Source organism: Nonomuraea endophytica (assembly GCF_014203235.1).
GTDB classification, from domain to species: Bacteria; Actinomycetota; Actinomycetes; order Streptosporangiales; family Streptosporangiaceae; genus Nonomuraea; species Nonomuraea endophytica.
The window spans coordinates 184,217-196,282 of record NZ_JACHIN010000016.1; the positions used below are offsets into that span (position 1 = coordinate 184,217).

Here is a 12,066-nt window from a genome sequence, read left to right on the forward strand (position 1 = left end):
GTCGAACTGACCTAAAACGGGAGGGAGGCTGCATGCGGGACGACTCGGGCCTGCTGCTCCTGGAGTACGAGCACCTCAAAGAAGAGCAGCGGCTGCGCATCTCCACCCGCGACAACCTCGTCTACACCTCGCTCGGCGCGTTCGCCCTGGTGATCGCGGGGGCCATCGAGACGGGCGCGTCCGCCATGCTCACCCTGCTCCCGCCGGTCTGCATGATCCTCGGCTGGACCTATCTCATCAACGACGACCGCATCACCGCCATCGGACGGCACATCCAGCACGCGATCACGCCCGAGCTGGTGCGGCTCGGCCACCCGGCCGACGGCGTATTCACCTGGGAACACCGCCACCGCGTCGACGCGCGCCGGGGGCAACGCAAGATCCTCCAGCTCGCCGTGGACCTCACGCTGTTCTGCCTCACCGCCTTCATAGCACTCTCGGCGGCCTGGATGAACGCCCCGCACTCCGCCGGCCTCATGATGCTCATCGCGGTCGAGGGGAGCGGAACCCTCGTCCTGGCCGCGCATTTCATCCGAAACACCATGAGTGGGCAAGTCTGATGCCTACGATCGACCATGTCCGCGGACCACGCTGACCCCGGCCGCGCCTACGCGCCCGCCGTGACCTTCGCCCAGGCACGGGCCGCCGCCCGCGCCGCCCGCACCGCCGAACACGGCCGCCAGGTCCGCCGCACCGCCCGGCCGCGCGGCGTGTTCGGCGCCATCCGCTCCCGCACCCCCCTGTCACTCCAGCTGTACGGCGCCGCCCTCGAAGGCCGCCTCGTCTGGCGCGGCGAGACCGAGTTCGCCGTGCTGGAACCCCCGCTCGGCCGCCGCCCGCCCCCCGGAACCAGAGGCGCCTGGCTGCGCTTGGCCGATCGGTTCTGGGACCTGTTCGTAGCCTTCGCCCCGCCCGCGGTGATGCTCGTGCTCAGCCTGGCGCTCATCCCGCTGGCGCTGGTCCGGCAAGAGTGGCTGGTCGTGGTGCTCACCCTGCCCGTGCTGGGCGTCTGCCACGTGACCGTGGTCCTGGTCGCCATGGCGATCAACCTGGTGTGGCAGGCCCTACGCCCAGTCGTGGAACGCGGGCGCGACCATCGTGTCATCACTGAGGAACTGCGCAACGAGCACTGGTCCGTCGCCCTCTGTCACCAGGCGCGGCTTGAGCACGCCGAGTCGCTGATCAAGGCGATCGTGGACCGACTGGCGGCGCTGCCCGGAGGCTGGGGGGAGGACCGGGGCAGCCTCGTATGCGTGCTGAACGGCGTCACCACCGAGGCCATGCGCACGGCCTTCCTCGCCCGAGCCAGGCACGCCCAACTTGATGACCAAGGCGATGGCCTGGCCTTCCTGGTCTCCCTGCCCCGGGCGCACCCACGGGAGCCCAGCGAACGCCAAGCCGTCTCCGGCCTCCTTCTCTACCTGTTCGCCGGTGCCACCCTCGTGTTCGTCGAAGCGGCACTGGTCGCCGACTCCGAGGCCGAAGCCTGCGGGAACGACTGCGCAGGCCGTCCTGCCACCTACTGGTCAGCCGTGCGTTGGCTCTCCCAGCGCCTCTTGCTGACCGACCCGCCGCACCTGAGCCCCGCGACGCCGGAAGTCGTCGTCGTCGGCTGGTTCACCAGCATCGTGGCCCTCACCGGCGTCCTGGTCGCGGGGACCGCGGGCCGCTGGTACCTGGCGGCCCGCCGCCGACGCCGCGCCAGACTAGACAGGGAGCTCATCGCGATGGACGCCACGACGAAGGTGCTGCTCCTGGTCGCCACCGGCGTGGAGCACGAGCAGGTCAAGGCCGTGGTGCGCGCGCACACCGAGCACGCGCCCGAGGTGGAGTTCCGCGGCTCGCACGCCGTCTTCCACCTCGGCGTGGTCAGCAAGGCCACCATCCTGCTCGCCCGGTCGGAACCCGGCACCACAGCCACCGCCGGTGCCATGCTCACCGCCCAGACGCTCATCGGGGACCTGCGGCCGGACTACGTCATCCTCACCGGCATCTGCTACGGGCTGCGCAAGGGGAAGCAGCGGATCGGTGACGTGCTGGTCGCCAACCAGATCCGGGTCCTGGACCTGAAGAAGATCGTCGACGGCGCGTCGGGACCGGTCGAGATCCCGAGAGGCGCCCGCGCGGAGCCCTCGGTCAGGCTGCTCAACGGCTGTTATGCGGTGGACACCGTGAAACCCCACATCGGGGTCATGCTCTCCGGCAACACGCTGCTCAACTCCGAGGAGGAACGCGCCCGCCTGATCGCCGCCCACCCCGACGCGCTGGGCGGCGAAATGGAAGGCGCCGGAGTGTACGCGGCCGCCGCCAAACACGGGGCCGACTGGATCGTCATCAAGGCGATCAGCGACTGGGGAGTGGGCAAAACCCACCGCCACCAGCCGAAGGCGGCCCGCAACGCCGCCGAGTTCGTTCTCCGCCTGATCGACCTGGGCGCCCTGGACACCCCGGCCCAGCCCGACAGCTCCCGTTAGGCGGGCCGGACCATCGGGGGATAGAGGAGTTCGGTCCGGCCGCGGCGGTAGAGCTCGGCCGGCCGGCCCACCTCCGGGGCCCGGAACGCCCCGGTGGGGACCACGAAGTCGTCGGCCTTCAGGACCTTGCGCCGGAAGTTGCTCGGATCGAGGTCCAGGTCCCACACCACCTCGTACACGTGCCGCAGGTCGGCCAGCGTGAACGGCTCCTGGCAGAAGGCGGCGGCCACGGTCGTGTACTCCAGCTTGCCCCGCGCCCGGTCCAGCCCTTCCCGGAGGATCGCCTGGTGGTCGAAGGCCAGCTCGACCGAGGGCGACAGGGCCTGGGCCACGGGCATCCAGCGGGCGTGGGCGGCGTCGGTGCCGGCCACGGGGGCGGGGAGGTCGGGGCCGAGGGCGAGGTAGGCGACGGTGAAGGTGCGGACCCTGGGGTCGCGCCCCGGGGTGCCGAACGTGCGCAGCTGCTCCAGGTGGAGCTTGGCGCCGTCGACCCCGGTCTCCTCGCCCAGTTCGCGCAGCGCCGCCCCGCGCAGGTCCTCGTGGTCGCGGACGAACCCGCCGGGCAGCGCGAGCCCGCCCATGAAGGGCGGTTTGCCGCGCTCGATGAGGAGGACCTGCAGGGCGGATTCGCGGAGCGTGAAGATCACCAGATCGACCGTCACCGCGACCGGCGCCGTCCCGTCGTACTTGGACACTCCTAGAGAATACCTAAGGTCACCTTGACCTAAACATCGCCCCCTTGATAAGGTCACATCGACCTAAAGTTAGAGAAAAGCCTGATGGGTGATATAGGTGACACGGCGAGCTGGGCAGGCCCTCCCGAGGAAGCCATCCCCTATCCGCCGGAAACACGCCGCGCCGACCATTCCGCGGGAAAGCGCGACGGCCGGCGCAAGCTTCTGGCCGAGCTCCTGCGCCACGTGGCCGACGAGGGCGAGGACGGCGCCCCCGCACCCGAGACCGCCTACCTGGCCATGCTGACCAGCGAGGCACTCGAACGCATCGCCGCCGAACGGGTCGCCGGGGACGACGAGCTGGCCAGGCTCGGCGAGCGGCACGGCCGGGCCGTGGCCGCCAAGGACGCGCTGGCCAGGGAGCTGGAGGAGGCAAGGCACCGGCTGCACCTGGCCGTGGAGGAGTGCGCGCGGCCCCTGACCAAGGAAGACCTGCGCAGGGGACGGGCCGAGCTCGACCCGCTCACCCATCCCGACGCGCTGATCGAACGGCGCCGCCGTACCGCCAGAGAGAACGCCCGGCTACGGGCGCTGCGCGCCTTCGAGGCCCTGCACGCGCGCCTGGACGAGCAGAGAGAACGGGCCGTCTCGCTCGCCGAGCGGCAGGCGTTGCGACCGCAGGTGGCGCGGGCACGGGCGCTGCGCGTGCACGAGCACTTCCGGCGGCGGCGCGCCGTCTACCTGACCGGGCTGCTGGCCCGGCACCCCGATCCCGGGCTGCTCAACCTGCTGCTCAAGCTGAGCGCGCCCGAGCTGCCCCGATGGATCCGCGACGAACCGACGGAGAGCGCATGAAGGTGTTCCGGGCGTTCAGGCAGTGGTGGCTGCGCAGACGGGACCTGCGCATCACCGGCCTGGGCGGCATGCCGTTCCAGGAGGCGCACGCCCCGCCGCCGCCCCGCAACAGCTTCCGGCCGACGCCGGTCGACCGTGCGGGACATCTCGTGCTGACCCAGTCGTACGCCGAGCGGCTCGCGCCCGGCACCGACGAGCTCACCGCGGGATCACTCGACAACCTGATCAACGCCTGGCACGAGACCTGGCAGCACCAGGCCGCCGCCGAGTACGCGGGCTTCCAGGTGGAGAGCGTGGTCAGGCTCAACGCGATCGAGCCGGCCCTCGCCCAGTACGAGAAGACCGACGACTACCTGCAGCGCCGCCTGGCCGACGCCAGGACCGCCGTGGACTCGGCCAGGGAGCGCCTGGCCGGCCAGGATCCGGCGCGGCCGGGGTTCGCCGACCCGCCGCTGCTGGCCGGGCGCTCACCGGCGACGTTCCTGCACGTGGTGGCGCTGGTGATGGCCGCGGGCGCGGACGCCGCCGCGTTCTGGCAGGTCATGCAGATCCTGCTGGCCGACCTGCCACCGGTGGCCGGGGCGCTGATCGTGGCCGGGCTGACCACCACCGCCCTGTACCTGAGCCACCAGATCGGCGTCCAGGCCCGCGAGGCGGGCGCCGGCACCAAGCGGCGGATCCGCTGGGTCGTGCTCTGTTTCCTGGTCTGGCTGGTGCTGGGCGTGGGCGCCGCCGCGCTCCGCTACTTCTTCGGCGACGCCGGCGCGCCGCCCGCGATCGTCATCGGCGGCCCCGCCGCCACGCCCGACCTGCCCGCCGCCCTCGGGATGGCCGGCGTCTTCCTCGCGCTCTACCTGGCGACCGGCCTGGTCGCCGCGCTCGGCGGCTACCTGACCACGCATCCGGCCCGCTCCGCCTACGCCCGCGCGATGCGCAACCTGCGGACGGTCACCGAGGCCGCCGCGGCCTCCAGCGCCCGGCTGAGCAGGGCGCAGAGCGAGCGCATGCAGTACGCCGAGGAACTGCGCGAGGCCAGGCAGCGGCATCTGGCCGAGATGGGCACCCGTGCCGCGCTCGCCGAGGAGCTGAAGCAGATGGTCCGGGTCCACCACGCGGCGTACCACCAGGACCCGAGCGCCACCGACGCGATGTTCCAGTCCGACCACCGCCCGCACTGGAAGAAGGACCCATGAGAAGAACCGTGCTCGCGGGCATCGTGCTGACGCCTGTGCTGACGGCCGTTATGACCGCGTGCGGCGTGGACCAGCCGCCCGCCAAGCCGCTGGCCTGCGTCGGCGACGGCGGCTCACTGGCGCTGGTGATCGGCGCCCGGTCGAACTCGCCCGCGCCCGTGATCTCCCCCGAGCTCAATGCCCTGATCAGGAAGGTCCTGATGGCGCGCCACAGCGTGTACGCCGTCCGGCTCGACGGGGACCCGCAGCCGATCTACTCCACCCGGTTCAGCTCCACGGCCGCCAACACGCCCGCGCTGGAGGCGAGCGTGAACCGGCACGTCACCGACATCTCCGCCGCGATCAACGCGCAGGCCAAGGCCGTGAAGGCGGAGGCGGACGTGCTCAAGGCGCTGGAGGTGGCCGCCCGCATGGCGGGGGAGGGCGGCAGCATCGTCGTGGTCGACTCCGCGCTGTCCACCATGGGCGACCTGAACTTCACCCAGGACGGCGTGCTGGACGCCGACCCCGACGACCTCACCGACCACCTCGCCGGCGGCAAGCTGCTGCCCGACCTGACCGGGCGGCGCGTGCTGTTCGACGGGCTGGGGGTGGCCGCCGACCCGCAGGTGGACCTGCCGCCGAGGGTGAGCGAGAACCTGGGCCAGATCTGGACCAAAGCCGCCACCGCGGCCGGCGCCGCCTGCGCCGAGATCACGACGGGCCCCGGCCGGCCCTCGGCCATGCCGGGGCTGCCCCCGGTCGAGACGATCGCCATGCCGACGCCGACGCCGACGCGCTCCTGCGGCGACGTGGTCCTGCAGAACGCCGGGGACGTCGGCTTCATCCGCGGCAAGGCGGACTTCCGCCACCCCGCGGCGGCCACGGCCACGCTGCGCGGGCTCGCCCCCGACCTGACCCGCGCCAACCGGCCGGTCGAGCTGATCGGCACCACCTCATCCGAGGGCGGCGACGCGATCAACCGCCCGCTCTCCCAGGCCAGGGCCGATCGGGTCAAGGAGATCCTCGTCTCGCTGGGCGTGCCGGAGAACAAGATCATCGCCAGGGGCGTCGCCACCGACTGGCCGGACCACGTCGACGACACCCTGCCCGGCGGCCGGCTCGACCCGGCCAAGGCCAACCAGAACCGCAAGGTCGTCATCAGGCGGGAACAATGCCAGAAACCATGAAGCCGCTCGCCTACGACGTGCGTACCCGGTGGAGCGACTGGTGGCACGGCCTGCGCGACGGCCTGCGCCAGATCCCCGACCGGCCCAAGGCCCCGCGTCCCGAGCCGATCAGCTCGCCGCACCGCGACGTCATCATCGGCGAGGCGCAGCAGGTCTACCACCAGGAGTACATCCGCCACCAGCGCCAGATCGCGCCGCTGCCCGGCCAGATCGCCGAGGCCGGCTCCCGCGAGGCGGCCGCCCGCGAGACCTCCCGCCTGGCCGACGCCAGGGTGGCCGCGCTCGAACGCCCGCTCACCGCCGAGGAGGAGCGCGAGCGGCGTCCCGGCGACACCGGGCTCGACGACGCCGCCGTGCGTGAGCGCCGCCGCCGCTCCCGCGCCCGCCACCTGGCCGCCGCCCGCGAGGCCGCCGCCCGCGCCAAGACCGCGCTCGGCGCGGCCACCGCCGACCGGGTGCGCGCCGAGGCGCTGCGCGAGCAGTCACTCCAGGTCGCCTCGGCCCGGGTACGGCTGGCCGAACGCCTGTACGGCCGCAGGCTCGACGCCTACCTCCGCTCCCTGCTGCGCTTCCACCCGGACAAGGCGTGGGTCGCCGACCAGCTCCGCTTCGGCGGGCAGGCGCCGGCCTGGGTCAGGCGGGCGGCCACGGTGGCGCCGCCGGCCGAGGTGGAGCCGGTACGCCCGCCGGCCTTCCGGATCGACCTGGGGCCGGGGGAGAACGTGTTCGGGGCCGACTCGGCGGAGCCGTACCGGCTGGGGGAGCCCTATGCGGCGCCCCGGCACTTCCGCCTCGCCCGCGACGGCGAGCACCTGCGGCTGCGCGACTTCGGCCGGGGCAACGGCCCCTACATCGGCGGCGGCGCGGTACGCGAGGCGCTGCTCGCGCCGGGCGACCACTTCGACTTCGGCGAGTACCGCTACTACGTGCTGCCCGGTCTCGACGCGCTCGACGTCAGCAGGCTCGGCGAACGCAAGGTCGTCGCCCTGGGGCTGGAGGCGAGCACCGACAAGTACTTCCGGATCAGGGACATGTCGTTCGTGCAGCCGGAGAGCACGCTGCTGGCGATCCTCGGGCCGTCGGGGGCGGGCAAGAGCTCGTTGTTCAGCGCGCTGCTGGGTGAGCTGCCGCTGAGCGCGGGCGAGCTGTATTTCGAGGGGCTGTCGCTGGCCGGGCACGGGCCGCAGATCAGGGAGCGGCTCGGGTTCGTGCCGCAGGGCACGGACCTGCTGGCCACGCTCACCGTCGACCAGCTCCTGCGCTACGCCTACCGCCTGCGCGGGCCGGGCCGCCGCGCCGGGACCCGGGTGGGCGAGGTCTGCCGCGACCTCAAGCTCGACGAACGCCGCCACTACCGCGTCAGCGCCCTGTCGGGCGGTCAGCAGCGCCGTGTGTCGATCGCGATGGAACTGCTGAACAAGCCGACACTCCTGCTCCTCGACGAGCCGACCTCGGGCCTCGACCCCGGGCTCGACCACGAGGTGATGACCTTCCTGCGCGACTACGCCGAGACCCACGAGGCCACCGTCATGATCGTCACGCACGCCGTCGAACACCTCGGCCAGGCCCACCAGGTCCTCGTCGTGGTCAAACAGGGCAGACCCGTCTTCTACGGCCCACCCGAGCGGGTCCTGCCCGACCTCGAGCGCGAGCGCTGGGCCGCGCTGATGAAGGACCTCGACGTCCAGGCCGACGCCTTCGCCCTCCGGTACGGCAGCCGCCAGGCCGACGCAGAAGCCCGCGACGCCGCCGCCCAGATCCGGGCCCGGGGCAGCGAAGCCGGGCCGGGCCCGAGGGTCAAGCGCAGACGGCCGCCGGCCACGTTCACCCGCCAGTGGCGCGTGCTGCTGTCCCGTCAGGTGGCCTTGCTGGCCACCCGCGGCGTACGTGCGGGTTCGACCGGGCCGGTCAGGATGTGGGCGGTGGCGCTGATGCCGTTCCTGGTCGCGGCCGGTTCCGCGGCGCTGGCCGCCTGGGTCACCGGCCCCGACGGGCTCGGCAAGGGCGCATCAGGCGACGCGGTCACCGCGATCAGCCTGCTCACCACGCTGGCGATGCTCAGCGGGCAGGCGCTCACCTACAGCGACATCGTCGCCGAGATGGGCACGATCACCCGCGAACACCGCACCGGCGTCCTGGTCACCGCCGTGCTCGCGGCGAAATGGCAGGTCTTCGCCGCCGTGGCGATCCTGCAAGCGCTGATCATGGCGCTGGTCTTCACCTGGATCCGGCCTGGACCGGCCGCGTCCCTGTGGACGACGCCCACCCTGGACCTCTTCCTGGTGCTGGCGGTGCTGTCGGTGTCGGCCATGTCACTCGGGCTGCTCATCTCGGTCTCGGTGCGCAAGCTGGAGCAGGCCGTTCTCGCCGTCACGCTCACCTCGGTCGCCCAGATCGCCCTGAACGGCTCCACCGCGGACCTGTCCGGCGGCGGCGCGCTCGCGGTGACCGCCGCGCTGCTGCCCGACCGCTGGGGCCTGGCCGCCGCCGCCTCCCTGACCGGCCTGCCCGGCAAGCGGGAGGCCCTGTGGGCGCACACCTCCGGGCAGTGGTTCTTCGACCTGTTCATGTGCGCCGCGCTGGCGGTCGCCTACTCGCTGATCGCCGTCGCGGTGCTCTCGGCCCGTCTCACCCCCAGACGCGGCGTCGGCTGGGGGTGAGATCACCCGGCGGTCCGCCGCCTGAACATGACGGCCGCGATCGGGATGCTGACCACGACCGCGCCCCCGAGCCAGGCGGCCGCCACCGCCGCCGACGAGCCCATCGGCTGGTCCAGCAGCAGCGCGCGCAGTGTGTCCACCACCGACGTGATCGGCTGGTGGGTGGCGAAGTCGCGCAGCACCGGCGGCATCGTCTCGGCCGGCACCACCCCGTCCGACAGATAGGGCAGGAAGAGCACGACGAAGCTGAACGCCCCCGCCGCCTGCGTCGAGCGCACGGCCAGCCCCCAGATCACCGCCAGCGACGACATCGCCAGGATGTACGCCGTCACCAGCGCCAGCACCAGTGCCCACTCGGCGAGCGAGGCCGTGGGCCGGAAGCCGAGCACGACCGCGGCGGCCAGCGCGATCGCCGACGCCACCACGTTGCGCACCAGCGAGGCCACCACGTGCCCGGCCGGGACCACCCAGCCGCTGATCGGGAGCGTGCGGAAGCGGTCGATCATGCCTCCGGTCAGGTCGTCGGCGATGGTCACGGCGGTGAGGGCGGCGCCGTAACCGCCGGACATCAGCAGGACGGCGGGCACCACGAAGTCGATGTAGTCCAGCCCGCTCGACCCCGTGGTGATCGCGCCGCCGAACACGTACACGAACAACACCATGATGATCACCGGCAGCGCCAGGTTGACCATCAGGCTGTCCGGGGTGCGCAGCTCGCGGCGCAGGTCACGGCCGACCAGGCGGCGCAGGTCGGCCGCGGCGGTCAGCGGCGCGCTCATGCCGCCACCGCCGTGAGCTCGAAGAAGACGTCGTCGAGCGTGGGCGTGCGCAGCTCGACGCGTTCGACCGGGATGCCCGCCCGGTGCAGTTCGTCCAGGGTGTGGCGGAGGTGGTCGGGACCCTGGACGGCCAGCGTGATCTCGTGCTCCGCGCCGCCCGGAGCGGAGAGCAGGGCGCTCGCGCGCGGCACGTCCGCCGGCGCGAGCCGCAGCACGAGGCGCTCGGCGCCCACCTGGCGCTTGAGTGCCTCGGGGGAGTCGTCGGCCACCACCCGGCCCCGGCTGATCACCGCGACCCGGTCGGCGAGCTGGTCGGCCTCCTCCAGGTATTGCGTGGTCAGCAGGATGCTCGTCCCGGCGGCGAGCAGTTCGCGGATCACCGCCCACAGCTCCACCCGGCTGCGCGGGTCCAGGCCCGTGGTCGGCTCGTCGAGGAAGAGGATGGGCGGCGCCGACACCATGCTGGCCGCCAGGTCCAGGCGACGGCGCATGCCGCCCGAGTAGGTGCCCACGCGCCGGTTGGCGGCGTCCGCCAGGTCGAAGCGCTCCAGGAGCTCCCGCGCCCGCCGCCGGCCCCGGCGGCCGCCGAGGTGGTAGAGGCCGGCGAACAGTTCGAGGTTCTCCCTGCCGGTGAGCAGGTCGTCCACGGTGGCCTGCTGGGCGGTCAGGCCGATGGCCCGCCGTACGGCGACGCCGTCCCGCACCACGTCGTGCCCGCCCACGACCGCGCTGCCGCCGTCCGGAGGCAGCAGCGTGGTCAGGATGCGAACCGTCGTTGTTTTCCCCGACCCATTGGGGCCGAGCAGTGCCAGCAGCGAGCCCGTGGGCACGGTCAGGTCGATCCCGCCGAGCACCCGCGTGTCGCCGAACGACTTCACCAGCCCCCGTGCCACAATGGCATCTGTGAATGACGTACTGTGTATGGCGTTCATAGTTTTAAGATAATGCAGAATCCTAGGAGCGAGTCAAGGGAGGACCTCGATGGACCAGGAAAGGCCACTGCCCCCCGTCATCGAGCGGATGTGGGGCCGCGAGCCCGCGCCGCGCCGGGGGCCGCGGCCGCGACTCGACCTGGCCATGATCACCGCCGCCGCCATCGAGCTCGCCGACGCCGACGGCATCGGCGGGGTGTCGATGGCCGGCGTCGCCTCACGCGTGGGCGTCGCGGCGACCGCGCTCTATCGCTACGTCGGCAGCAAGGAAGACCTCCTCACCGCGATGGCCGACGCCGTGGCGCCGCTGCCGCCCGACCCGGCGGGACTGCCCTGGCGCGACTACCTCGCCACCTGGACCCGCGCCCAGCGCGACATCATCCTCGAACACCCGTGGGTGCTGACGATCAGCCCGTTCGTGCCGCCCATGGGCCCGCGCCGGCTGCTCTGGCTCGACCGCGTGCTGACCGCACTCGACGGCACCGGGCTCGACGACGGTGAGCGCATCAACGTGGCCAGCACCCTGACCGGGTACGCGCTGACCGACGCCGCCGTGGTCTACGGGGCCGGCGATCCCGCGTACGAGAAGGCCGGGATCTCCGGCGCCGACGAGTTCGGCGCCGCGCTCGCCGAGGTCCTCGACCCGGCCACCTACCCCGCCCTGTCGGCCGCCGTGCGCGGCGGCGTCTTCTCCGGCGCCGAGGGCTGGGTGAACGACGACGACTTCCTGTTCGGCCTCAGCCTGCTGCTCGACGGGGTGGAGCAGCTGATCGCCCGCCGGGGCGGCGTCAGCTAGCCGCGCGCAGGATGCGGACGTACCCCACTTCGGAGACGTTCTTCGTCAGCTCCACGATCAGCCATCCGGCGACGCCGGCCATCGTCTGGCCCTGCCCCCACGGCAGATTCGCGACCCTGTCGCCGGAGTCGAGCTCGGCGTCGGTGAGGCCGAGCAGCCCCTCGCGCCAGGCGTCCTTGAGCCCGCGCAGCCACTCGGCCGCCGCCGCGGCGTCGCCCGGCCAGACGATCTCCTCACGCTCGGGAGCGCCGTCGCCGAAGCAGTGGCCCAGCGTGGTCGTCCACCAGTAGCCCATGTGCCACATCAGCCAGCCGGCCGTCATCGCCGGCACGGGGTCCGGCTCGCTGTCGGCCCAGTCGGCCACCCAGTGCCCGTCCGCGCCGAGCCGTACGTTCCAGGCGTGGGGGGCCGGCTCCCACAGCGCCGCCTCGTCGTCGAGCCCGTCAAGGTGGTACTCGAACAGCGCCCAGGCGATGTCGAGCTGGTGGACGAGCAGTTCCGCGCGCTTGGTGACCATGGACAGCGATCCTAGGC

The 12,066-nt window shown here is 72.6% G+C and carries 11 protein-coding genes; 7 read left to right on the forward strand and 4 right to left on the reverse strand.

Features of this window, described 5'->3' with window-relative positions:
- Positions 1–32: 32 nt before the first annotated feature.
- Positions 33–560, forward strand: a complete 528-nt coding sequence (locus HNR40_RS43465) for a hypothetical protein (RefSeq protein ID WP_184972268.1) — start codon at positions 33–35, stop codon at positions 558–560.
- 15 nt (positions 561–575) lie between these two features.
- On the forward strand, positions 576–2,474 hold the full coding sequence (locus tag HNR40_RS43470; RefSeq protein WP_184972270.1) for a 5'-methylthioadenosine/S-adenosylhomocysteine nucleosidase family protein: 1,899 nt from the start codon (positions 576–578) through the stop codon (positions 2,472–2,474).
- On the opposite strand, the gene HNR40_RS43475 is transcribed toward HNR40_RS43470, so the two are convergent.
- Positions 2,471–3,169, reverse strand: a complete 699-nt coding sequence (locus HNR40_RS43475) for an NUDIX hydrolase (RefSeq protein WP_312896750.1) — start codon at positions 3,167–3,169, stop codon at positions 2,471–2,473. The two genes, HNR40_RS43470 and HNR40_RS43475, sit on opposite strands and share 4 nt — an antisense overlap.
- Positions 3,170–3,253: 84 nt before the next feature.
- On the opposite strand from HNR40_RS43475, the gene HNR40_RS43480 reads away from it, so the two are divergent.
- The 4 genes from HNR40_RS43480 to HNR40_RS43495 are packed head-to-tail and all read left to right on the forward strand — an operon-like array spanning position 3,254 to position 9,025.
- A complete protein-coding gene (locus tag HNR40_RS43480) occupies positions 3,254–4,003 on the forward strand; it encodes a hypothetical protein (RefSeq protein ID WP_184972272.1) in 750 nt (249 codons plus the stop codon).
- Positions 4,000–5,196, forward strand: a complete 1,197-nt coding sequence (locus HNR40_RS43485) for a hypothetical protein (protein WP_184972274.1) — start codon at positions 4,000–4,002, stop codon at positions 5,194–5,196. Before HNR40_RS43480 ends, HNR40_RS43485 begins: the two co-directional genes overlap by 4 nt.
- A complete protein-coding gene (locus HNR40_RS43490) occupies positions 5,193–6,365 on the forward strand; it encodes an OmpA family protein (protein WP_184972276.1) in 1,173 nt (390 codons plus the stop codon). The genes HNR40_RS43485 and HNR40_RS43490 overlap by 4 nt, the downstream gene beginning before the upstream one ends.
- Positions 6,350–9,025, forward strand: a complete 2,676-nt coding sequence (locus HNR40_RS43495) for an ATP-binding cassette domain-containing protein (RefSeq protein WP_184972278.1) — start codon at positions 6,350–6,352, stop codon at positions 9,023–9,025. Before HNR40_RS43490 ends, HNR40_RS43495 begins: the two co-directional genes overlap by 16 nt.
- A gap of 2 nt (positions 9,026–9,027) precedes the next feature.
- Here HNR40_RS43495 and HNR40_RS43500 read toward each other — a convergent pair whose 3' ends face one another.
- Complete coding sequence (locus tag HNR40_RS43500; protein WP_184972280.1) at positions 9,028–9,804, reverse strand: ABC transporter permease; 777 nt, start codon at positions 9,802–9,804, stop codon at positions 9,028–9,030.
- Positions 9,801–10,736, reverse strand: coding sequence for an ATP-binding cassette domain-containing protein (locus HNR40_RS43505; RefSeq protein WP_184972282.1), 936 nt, complete (start codon positions 10,734–10,736; stop codon positions 9,801–9,803). Before HNR40_RS43505 ends, HNR40_RS43500 begins: the two co-directional genes overlap by 4 nt.
- Before the next feature lie 49 nt (positions 10,737–10,785).
- On the opposite strand from HNR40_RS43505, the gene HNR40_RS43510 reads away from it, so the two are divergent.
- Positions 10,786–11,532, forward strand: coding sequence for a TetR/AcrR family transcriptional regulator (locus HNR40_RS43510; RefSeq protein WP_184972284.1), 747 nt, complete (start codon positions 10,786–10,788; stop codon positions 11,530–11,532).
- Here HNR40_RS43510 and HNR40_RS43515 read toward each other — a convergent pair.
- The gene (locus tag HNR40_RS43515; RefSeq protein WP_184972285.1) at positions 11,525–12,049 is read right to left on the reverse strand and encodes a DinB family protein; all 525 of its coding nucleotides are present in this window, start codon (positions 12,047–12,049) and stop codon (positions 11,525–11,527) included. The two genes, HNR40_RS43510 and HNR40_RS43515, sit on opposite strands and share 8 nt — an antisense overlap.
- Positions 12,050–12,066: the final 17 nt, after the last annotated feature.

Coding starts and splice junctions, on each gene's coding strand:
- HNR40_RS43500 (WP_184972280.1), bottom strand. CDS start 9,804: ATGAGCGCGCCGCTGACCGCCGCGGCCGACCTGCGCCGCCTGGTCGGC.
- HNR40_RS43490 (WP_184972276.1), top strand. CDS start 5,193: ATGAGAAGAACCGTGCTCGCGGGCATCGTGCTGACGCCTGTGCTGACG.
- HNR40_RS43485 (WP_184972274.1), top strand. CDS start 4,000: ATGAAGGTGTTCCGGGCGTTCAGGCAGTGGTGGCTGCGCAGACGGGAC.
- HNR40_RS43510 (WP_184972284.1), top strand. CDS start 10,786: ATGGACCAGGAAAGGCCACTGCCCCCCGTCATCGAGCGGATGTGGGGC.
- HNR40_RS43515 (WP_184972285.1), bottom strand. CDS start 12,049: ATGGTCACCAAGCGCGCGGAACTGCTCGTCCACCAGCTCGACATCGCC.
- HNR40_RS43465 (WP_184972268.1), top strand. CDS start 33: ATGCGGGACGACTCGGGCCTGCTGCTCCTGGAGTACGAGCACCTCAAA.
- HNR40_RS43480 (WP_184972272.1), top strand. CDS start 3,254: ATGGGTGATATAGGTGACACGGCGAGCTGGGCAGGCCCTCCCGAGGAA.
- HNR40_RS43505 (WP_184972282.1), bottom strand. CDS start 10,736: ATGAACGCCATACACAGTACGTCATTCACAGATGCCATTGTGGCACGG.
- HNR40_RS43495 (WP_184972278.1), top strand. CDS start 6,350: ATGCCAGAAACCATGAAGCCGCTCGCCTACGACGTGCGTACCCGGTGG.
- HNR40_RS43470 (WP_184972270.1), top strand. CDS start 576: ATGTCCGCGGACCACGCTGACCCCGGCCGCGCCTACGCGCCCGCCGTG.